General features: G+C 61.3%; 22 protein-coding genes. 10 read left to right on the top strand and 12 right to left on the bottom strand.

Annotated features, from left to right (window positions below):
* Nucleotides 1–43: 43 nt before the first annotated feature.
* From lysS to BBF94_RS14460, 9 genes are all read right to left on the bottom strand, one after another.
* Nucleotides 44–1,546: a lysine--tRNA ligase gene (gene lysS, locus BBF94_RS14500; RefSeq protein WP_065259681.1), complete on the bottom strand. Its 1,503-nt coding sequence runs from the start codon at nt 1,544–1,546 to the stop codon at nt 44–46.
* A 113-nt stretch (nt 1,547–1,659) separates the two neighbouring features.
* Nucleotides 1,660–2,755, bottom strand: a protein-coding gene (prfB, locus tag BBF94_RS27605; RefSeq protein ID WP_141676582.1) for a peptide chain release factor 2 whose coding sequence is annotated in 2 segments (ribosomal slippage) — nt 1,660–2,682 and nt 2,684–2,755 — 1,095 coding nt in all. Because the reading frame shifts where the segments join, the coding sequence is not laid out codon by codon here.
* A gap of 221 nt (nt 2,756–2,976) precedes the next feature.
* Nucleotides 2,977–3,978 carry a response regulator gene (locus tag BBF94_RS14490; protein WP_065259679.1) on the bottom strand — a complete coding sequence of 334 codons (1,002 nt, stop codon included), beginning with the start codon at nt 3,976–3,978 and terminating at the stop codon, nt 2,977–2,979.
* Nucleotides 3,979–4,026: 48 nt separating this feature from the next.
* Nucleotides 4,027–5,037 (bottom strand): chemotaxis response regulator protein-glutamate methylesterase, encoded by a 1,011-nt coding sequence (cheB, locus tag BBF94_RS14485; RefSeq protein WP_065259678.1) that lies wholly within the window; start codon nt 5,035–5,037, stop codon nt 4,027–4,029.
* Entirely contained in the window at nt 5,034–7,334 is a 2,301-nt protein-coding gene (locus BBF94_RS14480; RefSeq protein WP_065259677.1) for a hybrid sensor histidine kinase/response regulator, read from the bottom strand. Before BBF94_RS14480 ends, cheB begins: the two co-directional genes overlap by 4 nt.
* Complete coding sequence (locus tag BBF94_RS14475; protein WP_065259676.1) at nt 7,331–8,014, bottom strand: chemotaxis protein CheW; 684 nt, start codon at nt 8,012–8,014, stop codon at nt 7,331–7,333. Before BBF94_RS14475 ends, BBF94_RS14480 begins: the two co-directional genes overlap by 4 nt.
* Entirely contained in the window at nt 8,011–9,288 is a 1,278-nt protein-coding gene (locus BBF94_RS14470) for a CheR family methyltransferase (RefSeq protein ID WP_065259675.1), read from the bottom strand. The genes BBF94_RS14475 and BBF94_RS14470 overlap by 4 nt, the downstream gene beginning before the upstream one ends.
* Nucleotides 9,285–9,821 (bottom strand): chemotaxis protein CheW, encoded by a 537-nt coding sequence (locus BBF94_RS14465; protein WP_065259674.1) that lies wholly within the window; start codon nt 9,819–9,821, stop codon nt 9,285–9,287. Before BBF94_RS14465 ends, BBF94_RS14470 begins: the two co-directional genes overlap by 4 nt.
* A complete protein-coding gene (locus BBF94_RS14460; RefSeq protein ID WP_065259673.1) occupies nt 9,821–11,443 on the bottom strand; it encodes a methyl-accepting chemotaxis protein in 1,623 nt (540 codons plus the stop codon). Before BBF94_RS14460 ends, BBF94_RS14465 begins: the two co-directional genes overlap by 1 nt.
* Nucleotides 11,444–11,792: 349 nt before the next feature.
* Here BBF94_RS14460 and BBF94_RS14455 point away from each other — a divergent pair, with 349 nt between their 5' ends.
* The 8 genes from BBF94_RS14455 to BBF94_RS14420 all read left to right on the top strand — a co-directional run bounded on the left by BBF94_RS14455 (nt 11,793) and on the right by BBF94_RS14420 (nt 21,826).
* Nucleotides 11,793–12,707: a LysR family transcriptional regulator gene (locus BBF94_RS14455; protein ID WP_065259672.1), complete on the top strand. Its 915-nt coding sequence runs from the start codon at nt 11,793–11,795 to the stop codon at nt 12,705–12,707.
* Between the two features lie 144 nt (nt 12,708–12,851).
* Nucleotides 12,852–14,309, top strand: coding sequence for a gamma-aminobutyraldehyde dehydrogenase (locus tag BBF94_RS14450; protein WP_065259671.1), 1,458 nt, complete (start codon nt 12,852–12,854; stop codon nt 14,307–14,309).
* A gap of 82 nt (nt 14,310–14,391) precedes the next feature.
* On the top strand, nt 14,392–15,543 hold the full coding sequence (ydcS, locus tag BBF94_RS14445; RefSeq protein ID WP_065259670.1) for a putative ABC transporter substrate-binding protein YdcS: 1,152 nt from the start codon (nt 14,392–14,394) through the stop codon (nt 15,541–15,543).
* 214 nt (nt 15,544–15,757) lie between these two features.
* The gene (locus tag BBF94_RS14440; RefSeq protein ID WP_065259669.1) at nt 15,758–16,795 is read left to right on the top strand and encodes an ABC transporter ATP-binding protein; all 1,038 of its coding nucleotides are present in this window, start codon (nt 15,758–15,760) and stop codon (nt 16,793–16,795) included.
* Nucleotide 16,796: 1 nt separating this feature from the next.
* Entirely contained in the window at nt 16,797–17,732 is a 936-nt protein-coding gene (locus tag BBF94_RS14435) for an ABC transporter permease (protein ID WP_065259668.1), read from the top strand.
* A complete protein-coding gene (locus tag BBF94_RS14430) occupies nt 17,722–18,546 on the top strand; it encodes an ABC transporter permease (protein WP_065259667.1) in 825 nt (274 codons plus the stop codon). Before BBF94_RS14435 ends, BBF94_RS14430 begins: the two co-directional genes overlap by 11 nt.
* A 171-nt stretch (nt 18,547–18,717) precedes the next feature.
* Entirely contained in the window at nt 18,718–20,142 is a 1,425-nt protein-coding gene (locus BBF94_RS14425) for a gamma-aminobutyraldehyde dehydrogenase (RefSeq protein ID WP_065259666.1), read from the top strand.
* A 199-nt stretch (nt 20,143–20,341) separates the two neighbouring features.
* Entirely contained in the window at nt 20,342–21,826 is a 1,485-nt protein-coding gene (locus BBF94_RS14420; RefSeq protein ID WP_065259665.1) for an APC family permease, read from the top strand.
* Between the two features lie 245 nt (nt 21,827–22,071).
* Here BBF94_RS14420 and BBF94_RS28075 read toward each other — a convergent pair whose 3' ends face one another.
* Both BBF94_RS28075 and BBF94_RS14410 read right to left on the bottom strand, forming a co-directional pair.
* On the bottom strand, nt 22,072–22,302 hold the full coding sequence (locus BBF94_RS28075; protein ID WP_218060139.1) for a type II toxin-antitoxin system VapC family toxin: 231 nt from the start codon (nt 22,300–22,302) through the stop codon (nt 22,072–22,074).
* Nucleotides 22,302–22,547, bottom strand: a complete 246-nt coding sequence (locus BBF94_RS14410; protein WP_065259664.1) for an AbrB/MazE/SpoVT family DNA-binding domain-containing protein — start codon at nt 22,545–22,547, stop codon at nt 22,302–22,304. The genes BBF94_RS28075 and BBF94_RS14410 overlap by 1 nt, the downstream gene beginning before the upstream one ends.
* A gap of 189 nt (nt 22,548–22,736) precedes the next feature.
* Between BBF94_RS14410 and BBF94_RS27980 the strand changes: the two genes are divergently transcribed.
* Together BBF94_RS27980 and BBF94_RS14405 are read left to right on the top strand one after the other, a co-directional pair.
* Nucleotides 22,737–23,042 (top strand): hypothetical protein, encoded by a 306-nt coding sequence (locus tag BBF94_RS27980; RefSeq protein ID WP_176704462.1) that lies wholly within the window; start codon nt 22,737–22,739, stop codon nt 23,040–23,042.
* Nucleotides 23,014–23,505 (top strand): BRO-N domain-containing protein, encoded by a 492-nt coding sequence (locus tag BBF94_RS14405; protein ID WP_065259663.1) that lies wholly within the window; start codon nt 23,014–23,016, stop codon nt 23,503–23,505. Before BBF94_RS27980 ends, BBF94_RS14405 begins: the two co-directional genes overlap by 29 nt.
* 56 nt (nt 23,506–23,561) lie before the next feature.
* Here BBF94_RS14405 and BBF94_RS14400 read toward each other — a convergent pair whose 3' ends face one another.
* Nucleotides 23,562–23,747: a hypothetical protein gene (locus BBF94_RS14400; RefSeq protein WP_065259662.1), complete on the bottom strand. Its 186-nt coding sequence runs from the start codon at nt 23,745–23,747 to the stop codon at nt 23,562–23,564.
* Between the last annotated feature and the right edge of the window lie 174 nt (nt 23,748–23,921).

Here is a 23,921-nt window from a genome sequence, read left to right as displayed (position 1 = left end):
AATAAAAAGCCGCCCATTTCAGGCGGCTTTTTTATTGAAGCACTTACGCTTGTGGCCGCATGTGCGGGAACAGGATCACGTCGCGGATCGACGGCGAGTTGGTGAGCAACATCACCAGACGGTCGATACCGATACCTTCACCGGCCGTTGGCGGCATGCCGTACTCCAGCGCGCGAACGAAATCGGCGTCGTAGTGCATGGCTTCGTCATCACCGGCGTCCTTGTCGGCCACCTGGGCCATGAAGCGCTCGGCCTGGTCTTCCGCGTCGTTGAGCTCGGAGTAGGCGTTGGCGATTTCACGGCCACCGATGAACAGCTCGAAACGGTCGGTGACGTTCGGGTTCTCGTCGTTGCGACGGGCCAGCGGCGAGACTTCGAACGGGTACTGGGTAATGAAGTGCGGCTGCTCGAGCTTGTGCTCGACCAGCTCTTCGAAAATCATCACCTGCAGCTTGCCCAGACCTTCGAAGCCCAGCACCTTGGCGCCGGCCTTTTTGGCGATTTCACGCGCCTTGTCGATGTCGTTCAGGTCATCGGCGGTCAGCTCGGGGTTGTACTTGAGGATCGAGTCGAACACCGAGAGACGGGCGAACGGCTCGCCGAAGTGGAACACCTTGTCGCCGTACGGCACGTCGGTGCTGCCCAGCACCAGCTGCGCCAGTTCGCGGAACAGTTCTTCGGTCAGGTCCATGTTGTCTTCGTAGTCGGCGTAAGCCTGGTAGAACTCCAACATGGTGAATTCAGGGTTGTGACGAGTCGAAACGCCTTCGTTACGGAAGTTGCGGTTGATCTCGAACACTTTTTCGAAGCCACCGACCACCAGACGCTTCAGGTACAGCTCCGGCGCGATACGCAGGAACATTTCCATGTCCAGCGCGTTGTGGTGGGTTTCGAACGGTTTGGCCGCGGCACCACCAGGAATGGTCTGCAGCATCGGCGTTTCAACTTCGAGGAAGTCGCGCTTCATCAGGAAGCTGCGGATGTGCGCGATCACTTGCGAACGCACACGGAAGGTCTGGCGCACGTCTTCGTTGACGATCAGGTCAACGTAACGCTGACGGTAGCGCTGTTCGGTGTCGGTCAGGCCGTGGTGCTTGTCCGGCAGCGGGCGCAGGGATTTGGTCAGCAGGCGCACGCTGGTCATCTCGACGTACAGGTCGCCCTTGCCGGAACGGGCCAGGGTGCCTTCGGCGGCAATGATGTCGCCCATGTCCCAGGTTTTCACCGCGGCCAGGGTTTCTTCGGACAGGGTCTTGCGGTTGACGTAGACCTGAATGCGACCGGTCATGTCCTGGATCACCATGAACGAGCCACGGTTGAGCATGATGCGACCGGCAACCTTGACCGGGATTGCAGCCTCTGCCAGCTCTTCCTTGGTCTTGTCCGCGTACTGTTTCTGCAGCGCATCGCAGTAGTTTTCGCGACGGAAGTCGTTCGGGAAGGCATTGCCCTTGGCGCGCTCGGCAGCAAGCTTTTCCTTGCGCAGGGCGATCAGGGAATTTTCTTCCTGTTGCAGGGCTTGCGAATCGGGTTGTTGGTCGCTCATGTCTTTAAATTTTCCATCACAGGTTCGTTGCCCCCGAGCCTGACGGCCCGGGGATCGCCAGCAAGGCTGGCTCCTACAGGAATCGCGGTGTCAGGCGATCCTGTATTGCAGGCTTACAGCCCCGATTTCAGGCTGGCTTCCAGGTAACCGTCGAGGTCGCCGTCCAGGACTTTCTGGCAATCGCTGCGCTCGACGCCGGTACGCAGGTCCTTGATGCGCGAGTCATCGAGAACGTACGAACGGATCTGGTGACCCCAGCCGATATCGGACTTGCTGTCTTCCAGCGCCTGGGAGGCGGCGTTGCGTTTCTGCATTTCCAGCTCGTACAACTTGGCCCGCAGCATTTTCATGGCGGTGTCCTTGTTGGCGTGCTGGGAACGTTCGTTCTGGCAACTGACCACGGTGTTGGTCGGGACGTGGGTGATACGTACCGCGGAATCCGTGGTGTTTACGTGCTGACCACCGGCACCGGAAGAACGGTAGGTGTCGATGCGCAGATCCGACGGGTTGATGTCGATCTCGACGCGGTCGTCGATCTCGGGGGACACGAACACCGCCGAAAACGAGGTGTGGCGACGGGCGCCGGAGTCGAACGGGCTCTTGCGCACCAGACGGTGCACGCCGATCTCGGTCCGCAGCCAGCCGAAGGCGTATTCGCCCTTGATGTGCACGGTGGCGCCCTTGATCCCGGCGACTTCACCGGCGGACAGTTCCATGATGGTCGCGTCGAAACCGCGCTTGTCGGCCCAGCGCAGGTACATGCGCAGCAGGATGTTGGCCCAGTCCTGGGCTTCGGTGCCGCCGGAACCGGCCTGGATGTCCAGGTAGGCGTTGTTCATGTCCATCTCGCCGCTGAACATGCGACGGAATTCCAGCTGCGCCAGGGACTCTTCGAGGCCTTGCAGCACTTCGACGACGTCGTTGACCGCGCCTTCGTCGTTTTCTTCGACGGCCATGTCGAGCAGCTCGCTGGAGTCGGCCAGGCCGGTGGCCAGTTCGTCCAGCGTCTCGACGATCTGCGCCAGCGCAGAGCGCTCGCGGCCCAGTTCCTGGGCGTATTCGGGCTTGTTCCAGACGGCAGGATCTTCAAGCTCGCGATTGACTTCGATCAGACGCTCATGCTTTTGATCGTAGTCAAAGATACCCCCGAATAGATTCGGAGCGCTCGGACAAGTCCTTGATGGTGTTCAGGATCGGATTGATTTCCATGGCGGGCAGCACTCGTTGGCAAACTTTTGAAAGCCGGCGAGTATAACGTAATCAAGCTGTCACGGCAGCCCGTCCGGCGGCTCTTGAGGCGATTCACTTGACATGATGCTGATCGATTGCGGGAGCGAGCCTGCTGGCGAAGACTGTGCATCAGGCGACATCGATGTCGACGGCGCGGCCGCTTTTGCGAGCAGGCTCGCTCCCACAGGGGGCTTGCGTCCCTATTCGATCCCCACCTGATTGCGCCCGTTGTTCTTCGCCTGGTACAGACCACGATCCGCCGCCGAGATCAGCAACCGGCAATCACTGCCCGCCTCGGGCACCATGGTCGCCAGGCCGATGCTGATGGTCAGGCTGGAACCTTCGGTCGGTGCATTGTGCGGGATCTTCAGTGCGGCGACGGTCTGGCGCAGCTTCTCCGCCACCAGCCGCGCCCCGCCCGGCGAGGTGTTGGGCAGCACCAGCGCAAACTCCTCACCGCCATAACGTGCCGGCAGGTCGGACGGTCGGGCACTGGCCTCGCGGATCGCCGTGGCGACCTTGCGCAAGGCTTCGTCGCCTTCGACATGACCGAAGGTGTCGTTGTAGGACTTGAAGTAATCAACGTCGATCATCAGCAACGACAACTGGCTCTGGTCCCGCAGCGAGCGGCGCCATTCCAGTTCCAGGTATTCATCGAAGTGCCGGCGGTTGGACAGCCCGGTCAGGCCGTCGGAGTTCATCAGACGTTGCAGTACGAGATTGGTGTCGAGCAACTGCTGCTGGCTGACCCGCAAGGCGCGATACGCCGCGTCCCGTTGCAGCAGGGTCATATAGGAGCGCGAGTGGTAACGGATGCGCGCAACCAGTTCGATGTTGTCCGGCAGTTTCACCAGGTAATCGTTGGCCCCGGCGGAGAACGCGGCGCTCTTGATCAGCGGGTCTTCCTTGGTCGACAGGACGATAATCGGGATGTCCTTGGTCGCCGGATGATTGCGGTACTCACGCACCAGCGTAAGGCCGTCGAGACCGGGCATCACCAGATCCTGCAGGATCACCGTCGGTTTGATCCGCACCGCATGGGCAACAGCCTGCTGTGGGTCGGAGCAGAAGTGAAAGTCGATGTTCTCTTCATTCGACAGCCCGCGGCGCACGGCTTCGCCGATCATCGCCTGATCGTCCACCAACAACACCATGGCGGCGTTCTCGTCGGTTTTGATGTCATCGATCTGTAAGTCATTCATGGGCGGTCACCTGAGTGCTGCGGAGGCCCGGATTGCGGATGAATACGTTCATTTTGGGAAAATCTCCAGCAATCGTGGCGCAATCTTTTCCAGTGGACGGATTTCTACGGCTGCATCGATGGCCGCGGCGGCCTTGGGCATGCCGTACACGGCACTGCTTTGCTGATCCTGCGCGATGGTCAGATAGCCCTGCTGACGCATGAGCTTAAGCCCTTGGGCCCCGTCGCGTCCCATCCCGGTCAATAAAACCCCGACAGCGTCACCATTCCAGTAGTGGGCGACGCTTTCGAAAAACACGTCGATCGAGGGGCGATAGATCTCGTTGACCGGCTCGGCGGTATGGGCCAGCGTGCCGTTCTTGAGTAACCGGATGTGATGATTGGTGCCGGCCAGCAGCACCGCACCCGCCTGCGGCGGCTCGCCTTCCCGGGCCAGGCGCACGTCGAGGCCACTGGCGCCGGCCAGCCATTCGGCCATACCGGCGGCGAACACCTGATCGACATGCTGCACCAGCACGATGGCGGCGGAAAAACTGCGCGGCAGGCCTTTGAGCAGAACCTCCAGCGCCGCCGGGCCACCCGCTGACGAACCGATCGCCACCAGTCGCTGGCGCGATGCCGAACTGCGCGGCGTGCTCTGGGCCGGCCGCGAGCGCGCAGTCTTCTCGCCGATCAGCCAGCCAATGTTAAGGATCTTGCGCAGCAGCGGTGCCGCCGCCTGCTGGGCGTCGCCGGCGCCGAGGGCCGGCGTGTCGACTACGTCCAGCGCACCATGGCCCATGGCCTCGAACACCCGGTGCACGTTTTGCTGGCGGTCGACGGTGACGATGACAATCGCGCAGGGGTTCTCGGCCATGATTCGCCGGGTCGCCTCGACACCGTCCATCACCGGCATGATCAGGTCCATCAGGATCAGGTCCGGCGTATTTTCCGCACACAGTCGCACCGCTTCGGCGCCGTTATTGGCGACCCAGAGCACCTGATGCGCCGGCTCGAAGGCCAGCGCCCGGCGCAGGGCCTCCACCGCCAGAGGCATGTCGTTGACGATCGCGATCTTCATGCCCGCGCTCCTCCGATGAGTTCAACCACCGCATCGAGCAAGGCGTCGTCATGAAAACTGGCCTTGGCCAGATAATAATCCGCCCCGGCGTCCAGCCCCCGGCGCCGGTCCTCTTCGCGATCCTTGTAGGACACCACCATCACCGGCAGCGATTGCAGGCGGTTGTCACGACGCAGCAGCGTCACCAGTTCGATGCCGTCCATGCGCGGCATGTCGATATCGGTGATCAACAGATCGAAATCCTCGGAACGCAGGGCGTTCCAGCCGTCCATGCCGTCCACGGCCACCGCCACGTCATAGCCGCGATTGAGCAGCAGCTTGCGTTGCAGTTCACGCACGGTGAGCGAGTCGTCGACCACCAGAATCCGCTTGCGCGCCGCTTCCGCACCCTGACGGCCATGGCGCGCGATACGCTCCAGGCGCCCGGTGTTCAGCAACTTGTCCACCGAGCGCAGCATGTCTTCGACATCGACGATCAGCACCACCGACCCGTCATCGAGCAAGGCCCCGGCGGAAATGTCCTGCACCTTGCCCAGTCGCTCGTCCAGCGGCAGCACTACCAGCGTGCGCTCGCCGATGAAGCGCTCGACCGCCACGCCGTAGATCGCCTCGCGCTCGCGGATCACCACGACCTTCAGCGTTTCGCTGTTGTTCTGACTGGCCGGGCGCTGCAACAACTGACTGGCCGCGACCAGACCGACATGCCGCCCCTCGTGCCAGAAATGCTGACGTCCTTCGATCTGCACGATGTCGTCCGGCGCCAGGTCGCACATGCGTTCGATGTGTGCCAACGGGAAAGCGTAGGCCTCGTCGCCGACCTCCACCACCAGGCTGCGCACCACCGACAGGGTCAGCGGCACTTCGAGATGAAAGCGACTGCCCTCGCCTGCCGTCTGCTCCAGCACCACCGCGCCGCGCAACTGGCGGACCATATGCTGCACCGCATCGAGACCGACACCACGGCCGGAGACTTCAGTGACCTTGTCCCGCAGGCTGAAACCAGGCAGGAACAGGAAGCTCAGCAGTTCCTCTTCGCTCAACTGCGCGGCGGTTTCCGCCGGCGACAACTGACGCTCGACGATACTGCGCCGGACTTTTTCCAGATCCACGCCATTGCCGTCATCACTCAGTTCCAGCACCAGCAGGCCGGCCTGGTGCGAGGCCCGCAGGCGTATCAACCCCTCTTCGGGTTTGCCTCTGAGCAAACGTTCCTGCGGCGTTTCGATGCCGTGGTCCACTGCGTTACGCAGCAGGTGGGTCAACGGCGCTTCGAGCTTTTCCAGCACGTCGCGGTCGACCTGGGTTTTCTCGCCTTCGATTTCCAGGCGCACCTGTTTGCCGAGGCTGCGGCCCAGGTCCCGCACCATGCGCACCTGCCCGGACAGCACATCGGCAAATGGCCGCATGCGGCAGGCCAGTGCCGTGTCATACAGCACTTGCGCACGCTGACTGGCCTGCCAGGCAAACTCGTCGAGTTCGGCGTTTTTCTCCGAGAGCAATTGCTGGGATTCAGCAAGCAGACGTCGCGCATCCTCCAGCGCTTCCTGAGCCTCCAGACTCAGGGCATGTTCCTTGAGATGCACATTGAGACTTTCCAGCGCCCGCAGGCCGTTGTTCTGCATGCGCTTGAGGCGCTGCATGGTGGCCAGGTGCGGCTTGAGGCGCTGGGTCTCCACCAGGGATTTGCTCGACAGATCGAGCAGGCTGTTCAGGCGTTCGGCCGTCACCCGCAGCACCCGCTCACCGCCTTCGGCAGCGCGTTTGCTCTTGCGCGGAGCGGGTGCAGGTTCCGCCGCAGGAGTCTCGACGGGAACCTCAACCGGCACCGGTTCAATCAACGGCGCAGGCTCAAGCTGCAGTTCGGCCATCGCCGGCGTATCCGGTGCGGCAACCTCGAGCACCGGCCCTGCCGGATCGAGCAGTTTGCCCATCAACGCCACATACGCATCGATGTCCGCCGGTAGCGGGCCGTTGGCCGGTGTGGCGATGCGCATCAGCAGATCGGTGCCCTGCAACAGCGCATCGATATGTTCCGGACGCAGGAACAGGCGCCCCTCCTGGGCACTGACCAGACAATCTTCCATGACGTGGGCGACGCTGACGCCACTGTCGATGCCGACAATCCGCGCAGCCCCCTTGAGCGAGTGCGCCGCACGCATGCAGGACTCAAGCTGATCGGCCTGGGTCGGATTGCGCTCCAGCGCCAGCAGCCCGGCACTCAGGACCTGGGTCTGGGCTTCGGCTTCGAGGCTGAACAGTTCCAGCAGGGAGGCGTCGCGCATTTGCTCGGGGGTCATGTGAGGCTCCGGGTCACGGCAGACAGCAACTGTTCTTCATCCAGCCAGCGCAAGCTGCGACCTCTGAAAGGCAGCACACCGCGGGTGTATTTGGCGTTGGCCTGCGCCCCGGAGCGCGAGGCGGCATCAAGAATGCGTTCGTCGATCGCGTGAATGCCATCGACTTCATCCACCGGCACCACCACCGGGCCGCCTTGGGCCGCAATGATCAGCATGCGCGGCATGATCCGCGCCCCCGTTACCGGGGCAGCACTGCTATCGAGATCGAGCAGCTCGACCAGCGACAGGCATGCCACCAGCGCGCCGCGCACGTTCGCCACGCCAAGCAGGGCCCGCGAACGCTGGTGCGGCAAGGAATGAATCACCTGCATCGGCGCGACCTCCACCAGACTGCGGGTGGCCAGGCCGAGCCATTCTTCGCCGAGCCGGAACATCAGCAGCGAACGGGTTTTCAGCTCGGCCTCGACCTGGGTCGCCACCGGATCGCGCTCGTCCTGCTGCAATGCATAGCGGTCGAGCAGGCGCGTGGCCGCGGCGGAGTACACCGAGCAATTGCGGCAGTGAATGTGTTCTGCCAGCAACGGACAGGACTTGTCGCCGTGGATGCCGATGCGGTTCCAGCAATCGTCGATCGCCCGGGCGTCTTCGTGGGTGACGTTCAAGGTGTCGGACGGGATCATCGTTTACGCTCACTGTCGGCGGTGCGACCGCTGCGGGCGGCACGCTCCTGCAATCGTCTGGCACCCGCCGCATCCCCCTGGGCCTGCAGCAGCGCGGCCAGGTGCATCAGGGCTTCGGGGTGTTGCGGTTCAAGGTACAGGGCTTTTCGGTAGTAGCCCTGGGCTTCGAGCGCAGAGCCTGCGACATCGCTGAGCAAACCGAGCCAGTAGAACACCTGGGCCACCGGCTCATGACTGCGCAGGTATTGTTCACACGCGGCACGGGCCTCGGGGCTTTTGCCTTCATTGGCCAGGGCGGCAATGTGGGCCAGCAGGGTCGCGGCGTCGGGATTGGTACTGTTGGCGGTAACGGGCATCGGCGTCACAGCGGCAAACGGACGACTGCGCACCGGCGGCGGTGGCGTACTGCGCACCGGTTGGCGCACGGGCAACGGCGTCGGGACAGCGACCGGCACCGGCAACGGTTCGGGCTGCGGATCGCTGTGGCGACTGAAGGCAAAAGACTGCGGGATGCCGATCGAACGCATGCCCAGCCGCCCGAGCAGACTGCCCTCGGCCGGGCCGATGAACAGCACGCCGTCGACATGGGTCAGGCGCTTGAGCACAGCAAATACCTGCTGCTGGGTCGGCTGATCGAAATAGATCAGCAGGTTACGGCAGAACACAAAATCGAACGGCGCCTCGTTGGCCAGCAACGCCGGATCGAGCACGTTGCCCACTTGCAGGCGTACCTGTTCGCGGACGATTTCATTCACCCGATAACCCTCGTTCTCCGCCAGGAAGTGCCGCTCGCGAAAGTCCAGCTCCTGGCCGCGAAACGAGTTCCTGCCGTAGAGCGCCCGTCGCGCCTTGTCCACGGACAAGGGGCTGACGTCCATGCCGTCGACCTTGAACTGATGGGGTTTGAGGCCTGCATCCAGCAATGCCATGGCAATCGAATAGGGCTCTTCACCGGTGGAGCACGGCAGGCTGAGGATGCGCAGCGCCCGCATGTTGTTCAGCTCGGCCAGGCGTTTGCGCGCCAGTTTGCCCAGGGTGGCGAAGGATTCCGGGTAACGGAAAAACCAGGTCTCGGGGACGATCACCGCTTCGATCAGCGCCTGCTGTTCATCCCGCGAGCCTTGCAGCGTTTGCCAGTACTCGTCGGCCGTGACCGTCTGCGACAGGGTGATGCGCTGGCGTACGGCCCGCTCGATAATCGCCGGCCCCACCGAAGCGACATCGAGACCGATGCGTTCCTTGAGGAAGTCGAAGAAGCGCTGATCGCTGCTCATGGCTGTTCCTCAAGTCGCTTCGGGTCCAGCGGCGGCGTCGGAAACAGCAACGAACGCACTGACTCATCCAGCAAGTCGTTGACCCGCACCCATTGCACCAGCCCGCGAGCATCCTCCCGCACCGGGCCCAGGTACGGTGCCTGACGATTGTCGAGGCCGTACGGCTGGAAATCATCCGGGTTGCAACGCAGGGTGTCGGTGGCCTGTTCGAGAATCAGCCCGAGCCATTGCGACGGCTGCGAATCGTCCGCACGGTAATGCACCAGCACCAGACGTGTGCTGGTGCGTACCTCGGCGGGTTGACCGAAGGTCAGGGCACTCAGATCGATTACTGGCACCACCGAACCGCGATAGGCGAATACCCCCGCCACCCAGTGCGGCGCCCGGGCAATCGGCTTCAACGACAGGCGCGGCAGCACTTCGGCCACTTCGGTGGCGCGCAACGCATAGCGCTCGCTGCCGATACGAAACAGCAAGAACAAGGCCTGCTTCGCCACGGCTGCAGCGTTGCGTCTGGCGGTGATTTCGCTCATCAGACTTTGAATCGCGAAACGCCGCTGCGCAGGCCCACGGCCACCTGGCTCAGTTCGTCGATGGCGAAACTGGCCTGACGCAACGACTCGACCGTCTGGCTGCTGGCATCACCCAGTTGCACCAGCGCATGGTTGATCTGCTCGGCGCCCGTGGCCTGGGCCTGCATACCCTCGTTGACCATCAGCACCCGCGGCGCCAGCGCCTGTACCTGATGGATGATCTGCGACAGCTGCTCGCCGACCTGCTGCACTTCGGCCATGCCGCGACGCACTTCCTCGGAGAACTTGTCCATGCCCATCACCCCGGCGGACACCGCCGACTGGATCTCGCGGACCATCTGTTCGATGTCGTAGGTGGCCACGGCGGTCTGATCCGCCAGCCGCCGCACTTCGGTGGCGACCACGGCAAAACCGCGACCGTATTCACCGGCCTTCTCCGCTTCGATCGCCGCGTTCAGCGACAGCAGGTTGGTCTGGTCGGCGACCTTGACGATGGTCACGACTACCTGATTGATGTTGCCGGCCTTCTCGTTGAGGATCGCCAGTTTGGCGTTGACCAGATCCGCCGCGCCCATCACCGAGTGCATCGTTTCTTCCATGCGCGCCAGGCCTTGCTGCCCGGAACCGGCCAGCACCGAGGCCTGATCGGCGGCAGTGGAAACTTCGGTCATGGTGCGCACCAGATCACGGGAGGTTGCCGCGATCTCGCGGGAGGTGGCGCCGATTTCAGTGGTGGTTGCAGCGGTTTCAGTGGCGGTGGCCTGCTGTTGCTTGGAGGTGGCGGCGATCTCGGTCACCGATGTGGTGACCTGCACTGACGAGCGCTGGGCCTGGGACACCAGCGCGGTGAGCTCGGTCATCATGTCGTTGAAGCCCGTTTCCACGGCGCCGAACTCATCCTTGCGCTCAAGGTTCAAACGGCTGCTCAGGTCGCCCGTGCGCATGGTTTCCAGGATCTGCACGATGCGGTTCATCGGTGCCATGATTGCCCGCATCAGCAGCAAGCCACAGAGGCCCGCCGCGAGCACCGCCACCACCAGCGAAACGAACATGCTGAACTTGGCACCCGCCACGGCATCATTGATAGCGTTCATGGCCTGCTCGGAGACCTTTTTGTTCTCGTCAATGATGTCGTTGAGCTTCATGCGGCCGTTGATCCACGCCGGAGTCAACTTCTCGTTGAACATCTTGATTGCTTCGACTTCCTGATTACGTTTGTGCAGGTCCAGTACGACATCCTGGATCTGCATGTAATCGTCGTGATCCTTCTCGAATGCGGCGAACTCGGTGCGATCCTCGTCGGTGAACAGCGTATTGCGGTAGCTGCCCATGAACATCTGAAGCCTGGCCTCGAACGCCTTGTAATTTGCCGCGTCTTCGGCACTGACGCCCTGGCCTTCCTTGAACCCCAGCAACTCCTGGGTCTTCAAGTAGCTGTCGACCCAGCTGCCGCGGATCATCGAGCTGTAATAGACACCGGGAACCGCGTCATCACGCACGCTGCTCTCGCTGGCTTCGATCTTCAACAACCGTGAATACGAGACAACCACCATCAACAGCATGATGGCGATAATCACCGCAAAGCTCGCCAAAATGCGTTGGCGCAACGTCCAGTTCTTCACAGTCAGTCCTCGGAGCCAGGTCGAAATGCGGGGGAGTATAGCTGAGGGCGGTGTTTCATTTATAAGACGGTTTGCCGCGCCCGGCCCATCCCTTGGAAACGGGATGGGCTCTGGATCGGGACTTTCAAGTAACCGGAGGGGGCGTGCCAGTGACGTAATGGCAAAAAGGGGCGACGGATCGGTCATTCGTTGGTAGATGATCTGCAACCCACTGCCTCGGCATCGCCCCCGTAGAACCTCAGGCGTACGACTCACGTCTTTGCTTGCAGCTTCGCTCGCAACGCCCCTCTGAAAAATCGATATACACTCGACGCAATCTATAAAAACCGCCCACCGGGTAAACCTTCCAATGATGACCTTGCGTCAGATCCGCCATTTCATCGCCGTGGCCGAGACCGGCTCGATCTCCGCCGCTGCGCAAACCGCGTTCATTTCCCAATCGACCCTGACCCTGGCCATCCAGCAACTGGAGGAAGAAATCGGCGTCAGTCTGTTCAACCGCCACGCAAAGGGGATGACCCTGACCCATCAGGGCCATCAGTTCCTGCGCCAGGCGCACCTGATTCTGGCCACCGTGGACAACGCCAAGCGCAGCCTGCAACAGAGCACCGATCAGGTCGCCGGGCAGTTGATCGTTGGCGTGACCAGTCTGGTGGCCGGTTATTACCTGGCGGATTTGCTCACTCGATTCCAGCGCGCTTATCCCAATGTCGAAATCCGGGTGATGGAGGACGAACGGCCGTACATCGAGCATCTGCTGGTCAGCGGCGAGATCGATGTCGGGGTGCTGATCCTCTCCAACCTCGAAGACCGTCACGCCCTGCAGACCGAAGTGCTGACCCACTCGCCGCACCGTTTGTGGCTGCCGGCCCAGCATCCGTTGCTGGAACACGACAGCATCAACCTCGCCGATGTCGCCCGGGAGCCATTGATTCAACTGAACGTCGACGAGATGGATCGCAACGCCCAACGTCTTTGGCGTGGCGCCGGGCTGCAACCGAAAATCACCCTCAGAACGGCGTCTACAGAGGCGGTGCGAAGTCTGGTGGCGGCGGGCCTCGGCGTGTCGATACAACCCGACATGACCTACCGCCCATGGTCGCTGGAAGGCGACATCATCGAGGCACGACCGATTGCCGATCTCAGCCAGACCCTCGACGTCGGCCTGGCCTGGCGTCGTGGCACTGCGCGACCCGCGCTGGTCGATCCGTTCCTGACCGTGGCCCGCGAGCAGCCCCACGGCGGACGCAAGCCATCTATTTAATCGAATGCCACCTTCAATATTTAGAATTTGTCGACCCCGGAGCCGCGCACTAGTCTTGCAGCATCAATAAGACGGTCGGCTCCCGGACAAGGGAGCGATATGCCTTTAAAACAAAAAGAAACGCAAGAAAAGAGAACCCTCAAAATGGCTGGCGCGCAGACCCACATGCATACCGCGTTGCTGATCGACGGCGAACTGGTCGCCGGCCAGGGTTTTGTCGAACCGATCCTCAACCCGGCCACCGGCGAAGTCCTGACCCAGATCGCCGAAGCCAGCACCGAGCAGGTGGAAACCGCCATCCTCGCCGCCCACCGCGCCTTTGCCGAGTGGTCGCGCACCACCCCGCAACAACGCTCGAATTTCCTGCTGGAAATCGCCAACGCCATCGAAAAACACGCCGACCACCTCGCCCGCCTCGAAGCCCTGAACTGCGGCAAGCCGCTGCACCTGGCGCGACAGGATGATTTGACAGCCACCGTCGATGTATTCCGCTTTTTCGCTGGCGCCGTGCGCTGCCAGACCGGCCAGCTCAGCGGCGAATACGTGCCGGGCTACACCAGCATGGTGCGCCGAGATCCGATTGGCGTGGTTGCCTCGATTGCGCCGTGGAACTACCCGATCATGATGGCCGCGTGGAAAATCGCCCCGGCCCTCGCCGCCGGCAATACGCTGGTGTTCAAGCCGTCCGAGCACACGCCGCTGTCGATCCTGGCGCTGGCGCCGGCGCTGGCCGAGATCCTGCCGCGTGGGGTGATCAACATTGTCTGCGGTGGCGGCGAAGGTGTTGGCAGTCATCTGGTCGGGCATCCGAAGGTACGCATGGTGTCGCTCACCGGCGACATCGTCACCGGCCAGAAAATCCTCCAGGCCGCCGCCAAAACCCTCAAACGCACACACCTCGAACTCGGCGGCAAGGCTCCGGTGATCGTGTGCAACGACGCCGACCTGAAAGCCGTGGTCGAAGGCGTACGCACTTATGGTTATTACAACGCCGGGCAGGATTGCACCGCCGCGTGCCGGATCTACGCCCAGGCCGGGATTCACGACAAACTGGTGGCCGAACTCGGCACGGCGGTCAGCAGCCTGCGCTTCGCCGGCAAGCGTGACGCCGACAACGAAATCGGCCCGCTGATCAGCACCCGCCAGCGCGACCGGGTGGCCAGTTTCGTCGAGCGCGCCCTCGGCCAGCCACACATCGAACGGGTGACCGGTGCAGCGGTGCACTCTGGCGCAGGTTTCTTCTATCAACCAACGCTGCTGGCCGGTTGCAAACAGAGCGATGAAATCGTCCAGCGCGAAGTGTTCGGCCCGGTGGTTACCGTGACCCGCTTCGACGAACTGGCGCAAGCGGTGGACTGGGCCAACGACTCGGAATACGGCCTCGCCTCGTCGGTGTGGACCCAGAACCTCGACAAAGCAATGCAGGTCGCCGCGCGCCTGCAATACGGCTGCACCTGGATCAACAGCCATTTCATGCTGGTCAGCGAAATGCCCCACGGCGGCCTGAAACGCTCCGGTTACGGCAAAGACCTGTCCAGCGATTCGCTACAGGACTACAGCGTGGTGAGGCACATCATGGCCCGCCACGGCCAGCATCTCTGACTACGCTAATAACAAGCCGCTGACGGCATGCTCCACCGCGTTCACAACTGCCCCGACCATAATTTAAAGAAGAGGGTTCATCATGTTCGTGCACAAGACCGCACTGCTCAGTGCAATCACCACGGCCCTGCTGGCCAGCGCCGGCGTTCAGGCGGCGGATCCGCTGAAGGCAGTCGGTGCCGGCGAAGGCCAGCTGGATATCGTCGCCTGGCCCGGCTACATCGAACGCGGTGAAAGCGACAAGGCTTACGACTGGGTGACCGGTTTCGAGAAGGAAACCGGCTGCAAGGTCAACGTGAAAACCGCCGCCACCTCTGACGAAATGGTCAGCCTGATGGCCAAGGGCGGTTACGACCTGGTGACCGCGTCGGGCGATGCCTCGCTGCGGTTGATCGTCGGCAAGCGGGTGCAACCGATCAACACCGCGTTGATCCCGAACTGGAAATCCCTCGACCCGCGCCTGAAAGACGCGCCGTGGTACGTGGTCAACAAACAGACCTACGGCACCCCGTACCAGTGGGGCCCGAACGTGTTGATGTACAACACCAACGTGTTCAAGACCGCGCCGACCAGCTGGAGCGTGGTATTCGAAGATCAGAACCTGCCCGACGGCAAGCCGAACAAGGGTCGCGTGCAGGCCTACGATGGCCCGATCTACATTGCCGACGCGGCGCTGTACCTGAAATCCACCAAGCCTGAGCTGGGGATCAAGGATCCGTATCAGCTTACCGAAGAGCAGTACAAGGCCGTTCTGGAGTTGCTGCGCGCCCAGCAGAAATTGATTCACCGCTACTGGCACGACACCACGGTGCAGATGAGCGACTTCAAGAACGAAGGCGTGGTCGCGTCCAGCGCCTGGCCGTATCAGGTCAACGGCCTGATCACCGACAAGCAGCCGATCGCTTCGACCGTGCCGAAAGAAGGCGCCACCGGTTGGGCCGACACCACGATGCTGCACGCCGAAGCCAAACACCCGAACTGCGCGTACAAGTGGATGGACTGGTCGCTGCAACCGAAAGTCCAGGGCGATGTGGCGGCCTGGTTCGGTTCGTTGCCGGCGGTTCCGGCGGCGTGTCAGGGCAGTGAACTGCTCGGGGCTGAAGGCTGCAAGACCAACGGGTTCGATCAGTTCGACAAGATCGCCTTCTGGAAAACCCCGCAGGCCGAGGGCGGGAAGTTTGTGCCCTATAGCCGGTGGACGCAGGACTACATTGCGATCATGGGTGGCAGGTAATCGATCGTTCCTGTGGGAGCGAGCTTGCTCGCGAAGTGGGTATCACATCCAACATTGCAGGTGACTGACCCACCGTCTTCGCGAGCAAGCTCGCTCCCACACCCGGTCACCGCCAATACCGCGATCTCACCTGGCAACAGATAACCGTTGTTCGTTTTTCAGAAGTCCAGGCAGGGCCGCTGCGACGGCCCTCGCCTTTTTGGAGCACCGCACCATGACGCTTGCAGTCCAGTTCACCAACGTTTCCCGGCAGTTCGGCGAGGTGAAAGCCGTTGACCGGGTTTCCATCGATATCCAGGACGGCGAGTTCTTTTCCATGCTCGGCCCTTCCGGCTCGGGCAAGACCACCTGCCTGCGCCTGATCGCCGGGTTCGAGCAACCGAGCGCGGGTTCGATCCGCATTCACGGCGCTGAAGCTGCCGGTCTGCCGCCCTATCAGCGCGACGTCAACACGGTGTTTCAGGATTACGCGCTGTTCCCGCACATGAACGTGCTGGACAACGTCGCCTACGGTTTGAAAGTCAAAGGTGTAAGCAAGACCGAGCGCCACAAGCGCGCCGAAGAAGCGCTGGACATGGTCGCCCTCGGCGGCTACGGCGCCCGCAAACCGGTGCAGTTGTCCGGCGGTCAACGCCAGCGTGTCGCTCTCGCCCGTGCGCTGGTCAATCGCCCTCGGGTGCTGCTGCTCGACGAACCGTTGGGCGCCCTCGATTTGAAGCTGCGCGAACAGATGCAGAGCGAACTGAAGAAGCTGCAGCGCCAGCTCGGCATCACTTTCATCTTCGTCACACACGACCAGACTGAAGCGCTGTCGATGTCCGACCGTGTGGCCGTATTCAACAAGGGCCGCATCGAGCAGGTCGACACCCCGCGCAATCTGTACATGAAACCCGGCACGACGTTTGTCGCCGAATTCGTCGGCACCTCGAACGTGATTCGCGGCGATCTGGCGCGCCAGCTCAGCGGCCATCCGCAGCCGTTTTCGATCCGCCCGGAACACGTGCGCTTCGCCGAAGGCCCGTTGGCCAGCCATGAAATCGAAGTCAGCGGCCTGCTCCACGACATTCAGTACCAAGGCAGCGCCACGCGCTATGAATTGAAACTGGATAACGGCCAGACCCTGAGCGTCAGCCAGGCCAACAATCAGTGGGGCGACAACAGCGCGCAGCACCAGACCGGTCAGCGCATCAGCGTACGCTGGGCGCGGGAAGCGATGATTGCGCTGCACGACACCGCTGCGAGCGGGGTGTGACATGACCGCCCTCGCCCTCCCTCAATCGCCGCCGTTGCGCAGGTTTTCCAACCTGCTCTATCGCAAACCGAATTTGTATCTGTCGATGCTGCTGGTGCCGCCGCTGCTGTGGTTCGGCGCAATCTATCTCGGTTCTCTGCTGGTGCTGCTGTGGCAAGGTTTCTACACCTTCGACGACTTCACCATGGCGGTCACGCCCGACCTGACCCTGGCCAACTTCGCCGCACTGTTCCAGCCATCGAACTTCGACATCATCCTGCGCACGCTGAGCATGGCCGTCGTGGTGTCGATCGCCAGCGCCATCGTCGCGTTCCCGATCGCCTATTACATGGCGCGCTACACCACGGGCAAGACCAAGGCGTTTTTCTATATCGCGGTGATGATGCCGATGTGGGCCAGTTACATCGTCAAGGCCTATGCCTGGACATTGCTGCTGGCCAAGGGCGGTGTGGCGCAGTGGTTCGTGCAGCACCTGGGGCTGGAGCCGGTTCTGCAGTTCATTCTGGGGATTCCCGGGGTCGGCGGCAGTACCTTGTCGACCTCGCACCTGGGGCGGTTCATGGTGTTCGTCTACATCTGGCTGCCGTTCATGATCCTGCCGATCCAGGCCTCGCTGGAACGCCTGCCGCCGTCCTTGCTGCAAGCCTCCGCCGACCTCGGGGCCACACCGCGCCAGACTTTCATGCAGGTGATTCTGCCGCTGTCGGTGCCGGGGATTGCCGCCGGTTCGATCTTCACGTTCTCGCTGACCCTGGGCGACTTCATCGTGCCGCAACTGGTGGGCCCGCCAGGCTACTTCGTCGGCAGCATGGTCTACGCCCAGCAAGGCGCGATCGGCAACATGCCGATGGCTGCGGCGTTCACGCTGGTGCCGATCGTGCTGATCGCCATCTACCTGTCCATCGTCAAACGTCTGGGGGCCTTCGATGCACTCTGACTCTTCATCACAAGGGCATGCCTCTCTAGGCCTGAAAATCGCAGCCTGGGGCGGGTTGGTGTTTCTGCACTTCCCGATCCTGATCATCTTCCTCTACGCCTTCAACACCGAAGACGCCGCGTTCAGCTTTCCACCGAAAGGCTTCACCCTGCACTGGTTCAGCGTGGCGTTTTCCCGGCCGGACGTGCTGGAAGCAATCAAACTGTCGTTGCAGATCGCAGCCATTGCCACGCTGATCGCCATGGTGCTCGGCACACTGGCTTCGGCGGCGTTGTACCGCCGGGACTTCTTCGGCAAACAGGGCATTTCGCTGATGCTGATCCTGCCGATTGCACTGCCGGGGATCATCACCGGGATCGCGCTGCTGGCCACCTTCAAGACACTGGGCATCGAGCCGGGGATGTTCACCATCATCGTCGGCCACGCGACCTTCTGCGTGGTGATCGTCTACAACAATGTCATCGCCCGTTTGCGCCGCACCTCACACAGTTTGATCGAAGCATCGATGGATCTCGGCGCCGACGGCTGGCAGACCTTCCGCTACATCATCCTGCCGAACCTCGGCTCGGCGTTGCTCGCCGGCGGCATGCTGGCGTTCGCGCTGTCGTTCGACGAAATCATCGTCACCACCTTCACCGCCGGCCACGAACGCACCTTGCCGCTGTGGTTGCTCAACCAGTTGAGCCGCCCACGGGATGTGCCGGTGACCAACGTCGTGGCGATGCTCGTGATGCTGGTGACCATGCTGCCGATCCTCGGTGCCTACTACCTGACCCGGGGTGGCGAGAGCGTGGCGGGCAGTGGCGGGAAGTAACCGAATAACCGAAGAAACCGGAACGAAATGTGGGAGCGAGCCTGCTCGCGAAGGAGCCGGCACAGCCAATATTGATGTCGACTGACCTGGCGCTTTCGCGAGCAGGCTCGCTCCCACAATGAAACCCGGTTTCTTCAGAAAAATAACAATTGCTTCAAAGAGGACTACCCCATGCAAACCAAACTCTTGATCAACGGCCAACTGGTCAACGGCGAAGGCCCGGCGCAACCGGTACTCAACCCGGCACGCGGCGAAGTGCTGGTGGAAATCAACGAAGCCACCGAAGCCCAGGTCGATGCCGCCGTGCGCGCCGCCGACAGCGCCTTCGCCGAATGGTCTCAGACCACGCCGAAAGACCGTTCGCTGCTGCTGCTCAAACTCGCCGACGCCATCGAAGCCCATGGCGAAGAACTGGCGAAACTGGAATCGGACAACTGCGGCAAACCCTACAGCGCCGCGCTGAACGACGAGATCCCGGCGATTGCCGACGTGTTCCGCTTCTTCGCCGGCGCCAGCCGTTGCATGAGCGGTTCGGCCGGCGGCGAATACCTGCCCGGCCACACCTCGATGATCCGCCGCGACCCGGTAGGCGTGATCGCTTCCATCGCACCGTGGAACTACCCGCTGATGATGGTCGCCTGGAAAATCGCCCCGGCCCTCGCCGCCGGTAATACCGTGGTGCTCAAACCGTCGGAACAAACGCCGCTGACCGCGTTGCGTCTGGCCGAACTGGCGTCGGATATTTTCCCGGCTGGTGTACTCAATCTGGTGTTCGGACGTGGGCCGAGCGTGGGCAGTCCGCTGGTGACCCATCCGAAAGTGCGCATGGTGTCGCTGACCGGTTCCATCGCCACCGGCTCGAACATCATTTCCGGCACCGCCGACAGCATCAAACGCATGCACATGGAACTGGGCGGCAAGGCCCCGGTGATCATCTTCGACGACGCCGACATCGATGCGGCGGTCGAAGGCATTCGCACTTTCGGCTTCTACAACGCCGGCCAGGATTGCACCGCCGCGTGCCGGATCTACGCCCAGCAAGGCATCTACGACAAGTTCGTCGAGAAGCTTGGCGCGGCGGTCAGCAGCATCAAGTACGGCTTGCAGGATGATCCGTCGACCGAACTGGGGCCGCTGATCACCGCCCAGCATCGCGACCGCGTGGCCGGGTTTGTCGAGCGCGCCGTGGCGCAACCGCACATCCGTTTGATCACCGGCGGCAAGGCTGTCGAAGGCAAAGGTTTCTTCTTCGAACCGACCGTGCTGGCCGACGCGCAACAGGACGACGAAATCGTCCGCCGCGAAGTGTTCGGGCCGGTGGTGTCGGTGACCAGGTTCACCGATGAAGCCCAGGCGCTGGCATGGGCCAACGATTCGGACTACGGCCTGGCGTCCTCGGTGTGGACTTCGGATGTCGGACGCGCCCATCGTCTGTCCGCGCGCTTGCAGTACGGCTGCACCTGGGTGAATACCCACTTCATGCTCGTCAGCGAAATGCCCCACGGCGGTCAGAAACTGTCCGGCTACGGCAAGGACATGTCCATGTACGGGCTGGAGGACTACACCACGGTTCGACATGTGATGTTCAAGCACTGACACACTGACGGCCCTCCCACAGTTCCCGTGGGAGCGAGCCTGCTCGCGAAGGTGTCAACTCCGGCTTCAAGGCAGAAACCGGCCATACGCACCAACAGGATTAAACACCCGACAATAACTACCGATCCGGGCGGCGCTCACCGAGCCCCGCCACGGTTTCGGCCATCCGAAATCTGCCGATTTCACGGAGCAGACACACATGAGTGCATCACCCGATCTCTCAGCCGCCGTTGCCGACAGCGATGCCGAACAACTGCGCCAACTGGGCTACACCTCCAACTTCAACCGCAGCATGAGCCTGTGGGAAAACTTCGCGTTGGGCTTCACTTATCTGTCACCGGTCGTAGGGGTTTATACCCTGTTCGGCCTGTGCCTGGCCGCTGGCGGGCCACCGATGTTCTGGGCCTACTTGCTGGTCGGTTGCGGTCAGCTGCTGGTGTGCCTGGTCTTCGGCGAAGTGGTTTCGCAGTTCCCGATTTCCGGCGGTGTCTACCCTTGGGCGCGGCGTCTGGTGGGCAAGAAATGGGCGTGGATGGTCGGCTGGATCTACTCCATCGCCCTGTGCGTGACCATCGCCGCCGTGGCGGTCGGCGCCGGCCCGTACCTCGCGGCCATGCTGGGTTTTGAACCGAGCAACAACACCAACATCGTCATTGCGCTGGTGCTGACATTGTTCGCTACGCTGGTCAATCTCAGCGGCACCCAAACACTGGCACGCATTGCCATGTTCGGCTTCCTCTGCGAACTGGTGGGCGCGGTGATCGTCGGCGTGTACCTGCTGATTTTCGAGCGTCACCAGCCGATCAGCGTGTTGTTCAACACATTCGACATCCGGGTCGACGGCTCTTACTTGCCGGCGTTCCTCACCGCATCACTGGCGGGGATGTTCCTCTACTACGGCTTCGAGGCCTGCGGCGACGTCGCCGAAGAAACCCCGAACCCGAGCAGGAAAATCCCGGTGGCCATGCGCATGACCATCTACATCGGCGGCATCGCGGCGATGTTCGCCTGCCTGGCGCTGATCCTTGCCGTGCCGGACATGCAAGCGGTGATCAACGGCACCGACAAGGACCCGGTCACCACCATCCTCAACAACGCCTTCGGCCCGTTCGGTTCGAAAGTGGTGATGGGCGTGGTGATGATTTCCTTCATCTCCTGCGTCATCAGCCTGCAAGCGGCGGCGAGTCGTCTGCTGTATTCCTACGCCCGCGATGAAATGGTCATCGGTAGCCGACTGCTGAAAAAGATTTCTCCTGCGACCCAGGTGCCGGTTGCTGCGCTGTTCGTGTCCGGCGTCCTGCCCGGCCTGATCATCGCCCTCGGCTTCTTCCTGCAAGACGCCGTAGCGACCATCGTCAGCTTCGCCGCCGTCGGCATCTACCTCGCATTCCAGATGATCGTCCTCGCCGCCCTGTACGCCCGCAGCAAGGGCTGGAAACCCAGCGGCAAATTCACCCTCGGCGCCTGGGGCTGGCCGGTGAACATCGGCGCGCTGGTGTACGGCGTCGGCGCAATCATCAACATGGCCTGGCCACGCACGCCGGATGCGGCGTGGTACATCAACTACGCGATGGTGCTGAGCACGGTGATCGTGATTGGGCTGGGGCTGGTTTACATGTGGATCGGCAAGCCGTATGACCATGGGAAGGCGCCGGCTGGGGATGCTTGGAAGGTGAGTCGCTAAACACAGTCGCCCCGGAAATTCAGATATTTCCGGGGCGATTTACGAATCCAAGATACTTAAAAACGCGCCTAAAAATCAGGAAGGTGTAATCAACTCGACGGAGGGGAAATAATTGCGGTAACGCTTAGAGTCTCGTGTCAACAACGGTAGTTTTTTTACAGCCGCATGAGCACCAATGAAAAAATCCGCCAACACATTGTGTTTTCCTCCGCCGACCTTTCGATAACGAACGAACGCTTTACCAGCTAAAAGAGCGCAGGTCGAGGGATTTCCTGCATGACTAAGCCGAGCTGATTAACCACCCCATCCAGAGCTTCAAACGTTGAAAACGTCTGGGATAACTCTGCATAGACGATCGGGTTAATGACCAACTCATGAATTAGAGACTGAGCGCGAAGTTGCTGGATAGACCAGTCAGCCCAAGCTGGGTCGTCTTCCAAAACATCAATCAACACATTGGTATCAACCAACACCATTAATCATCACCCCGAAGCAACGCCATCAAATCATCGGTCCGCCATTTGATATCGGCTTTGCCACGAACAGCATCAAATCGATCCGGAATTTTCGCTTTGCCTGCATCGGGCTTCGCACTGTGCAGCACCACCTCTCCCTGCTCATTGACACTGAACTCAATCGCCGAGCCCGGCGTGAGATGCAAGGCATCACGGATTGGCTTGGGAATCGTCACTTGACCCTTACTCGTCATGGTTGTCGTCATGTCATGCTCCTTGAGTATTACTCGCCACACCAACGTAATACTTGGTTTCGGGATCTGCAACCGCCGCTGATCGTAGGACTACTCCGACCGATTTAAAGGACGACAGCGCAGTGCTTTAAAGCGTTTTGCTCTGACGATAAACAGCTGCCACAGGTTGGATCGTCGGGAAGAAAACCTAAGGTTCGTTCCGTGGATTCGAATGAATATAGGAAAAATTGCGGCTCAGGGGCCTCCTCTCTGCAGAACATGCAAAAAAAGGAAATTCCTACAGATGCTACCTTCGAGAAAGATCTTCGATTCCTACAACAAGCGTCGATTAACCGGGCTTGGCACCATAAGCACCTGACCGATACGCTTCTTTTCGGCAGCGAAGTCAGCAGCCCGGTGTCGAAGCCGGAACAAAGTCAAAATGGCGCAACCGCACTCATTCGAGTGGCGGCTCTATTCTCAATATTGGAGTCGACGAATGCCCAATCAAACTCAAAATTCCTCTAAAGATCATCCTTACTTCATCCCGACCGTATTCACCCGCCACAACCGCTTCCTCCACGCCTTCCTGCTCGATCACCAAGCCTGGTTCTGCGCTCAAGATCTGGGCCGCATGATGGGCCATCCCTTGAACCCACGCGTCACGCTCAAACTCGACCCCGACCAACGCCGCATCGTCCGCATGCGCAAGTACGGCAAAGTTGTCGAGATGCCAATGGTCAGCGAATCCGGCATGTATGCGCTGCTGGTTCACCATTTCATCCCGGAAAACCGCAACCTGCGGCAATGGCTGAGCAATGAGGTGATTCCCATCCTGCGGGAAACCAGCTCAGTAACAGCGGAGAACTGCCCGAGCCTGAGCTCGGTGCATTGGGCCGGCGTCACCGTGCCGCTGCTGCACTGGCAACAACAGGCTTGGGTGAAATGGCGGGACATGCCTGAGTTGCTACAGGCGCAGCGTCCCCGGTAAATCTCAAAAATTGGAAAAGGGGCGAACTTTACAGTCCGCCCCTTTGGTTTTTCACTTCAAAACCGCGAAACACTCCTCATCGCATCCACCAGATACCGCATCGCAATCCGGTCGCTCTCCGACAGCTCCCGGTAACGCTCCACCAGCTTCAGTTCATCGGGACTGAGCCGGCGTCTTCGCCGGACGTGGGTGAGGCAGGGAAAGATGCCCAACATTTCGGTGATGCCTTGTCCTTTTGCCATGGACGATGTCCTTTTCCAGTACGTCAGAAATTTCTCGAAAACTCCATCGCCCTGCTCCTTTAGCAGCGATTTGAGCCCTGCCGGTCGGATCGGTCATGACCGGCGATGCCCATAGAATAGAAATTAATTCGGCGCTGAAAAGCGGTTTTTAGAGTAATTAGTCGAAAAAAGCAG

This window comes from Pseudomonas bananamidigenes (genome assembly GCF_001679645.1).
GTDB lineage: Bacteria > Pseudomonadota > Gammaproteobacteria > Pseudomonadales > Pseudomonadaceae > Aquipseudomonas > Aquipseudomonas bananamidigenes.
This window is presented reverse-complemented; position numbering and strand designations above follow the sequence as displayed.

What these genes read in the sequence shown, in the direction of transcription:
- ydcS (WP_065259670.1), top strand. Translation starts at nt 14,392, where the DNA reads ATGTTCGTGCACAAGACCGCACTGCTCAGTGCAATCACCACGGCCCTG.
- BBF94_RS14420 (WP_065259665.1), top strand. Translation starts at nt 20,342, where the DNA reads ATGAGTGCATCACCCGATCTCTCAGCCGCCGTTGCCGACAGCGATGCC.
- BBF94_RS14470 (WP_065259675.1), bottom strand. Translation starts at nt 9,288, where the DNA reads ATGAGCAGCGATCAGCGCTTCTTCGACTTCCTCAAGGAACGCATCGGT.
- lysS (WP_065259681.1), bottom strand. Translation starts at nt 1,546, where the DNA reads ATGAGCGACCAACAACCCGATTCGCAAGCCCTGCAACAGGAAGAAAAT.
- BBF94_RS14435 (WP_065259668.1), top strand. Translation starts at nt 16,797, where the DNA reads ATGACCGCCCTCGCCCTCCCTCAATCGCCGCCGTTGCGCAGGTTTTCC.
- cheB (WP_065259678.1), bottom strand. Translation starts at nt 5,037, where the DNA reads ATGAAGATCGCGATCGTCAACGACATGCCTCTGGCGGTGGAGGCCCTG.
- BBF94_RS14430 (WP_065259667.1), top strand. Translation starts at nt 17,722, where the DNA reads ATGCACTCTGACTCTTCATCACAAGGGCATGCCTCTCTAGGCCTGAAA.
- BBF94_RS14425 (WP_065259666.1), top strand. Translation starts at nt 18,718, where the DNA reads ATGCAAACCAAACTCTTGATCAACGGCCAACTGGTCAACGGCGAAGGC.
- BBF94_RS14400 (WP_065259662.1), bottom strand. Translation starts at nt 23,747, where the DNA reads ATGGCAAAAGGACAAGGCATCACCGAAATGTTGGGCATCTTTCCCTGC.
- BBF94_RS28075 (WP_218060139.1), bottom strand. Translation starts at nt 22,302, where the DNA reads ATGGTGTTGGTTGATACCAATGTGTTGATTGATGTTTTGGAAGACGAC.
- BBF94_RS14450 (WP_065259671.1), top strand. Translation starts at nt 12,852, where the DNA reads ATGGCTGGCGCGCAGACCCACATGCATACCGCGTTGCTGATCGACGGC.
- BBF94_RS14410 (WP_065259664.1), bottom strand. Translation starts at nt 22,547, where the DNA reads ATGACGACAACCATGACGAGTAAGGGTCAAGTGACGATTCCCAAGCCA.
- BBF94_RS14465 (WP_065259674.1), bottom strand. Translation starts at nt 9,821, where the DNA reads ATGAGCGAAATCACCGCCAGACGCAACGCTGCAGCCGTGGCGAAGCAG.
- BBF94_RS14475 (WP_065259676.1), bottom strand. Translation starts at nt 8,014, where the DNA reads ATGATCCCGTCCGACACCTTGAACGTCACCCACGAAGACGCCCGGGCG.
- BBF94_RS14455 (WP_065259672.1), top strand. Translation starts at nt 11,793, where the DNA reads ATGATGACCTTGCGTCAGATCCGCCATTTCATCGCCGTGGCCGAGACC.
- BBF94_RS14480 (WP_065259677.1), bottom strand. Translation starts at nt 7,334, where the DNA reads ATGACCCCCGAGCAAATGCGCGACGCCTCCCTGCTGGAACTGTTCAGC.
- BBF94_RS14405 (WP_065259663.1), top strand. Translation starts at nt 23,014, where the DNA reads ATGCCCAATCAAACTCAAAATTCCTCTAAAGATCATCCTTACTTCATC.
- BBF94_RS14490 (WP_065259679.1), bottom strand. Translation starts at nt 3,978, where the DNA reads ATGAATGACTTACAGATCGATGACATCAAAACCGACGAGAACGCCGCC.
- BBF94_RS14440 (WP_065259669.1), top strand. Translation starts at nt 15,758, where the DNA reads ATGACGCTTGCAGTCCAGTTCACCAACGTTTCCCGGCAGTTCGGCGAG.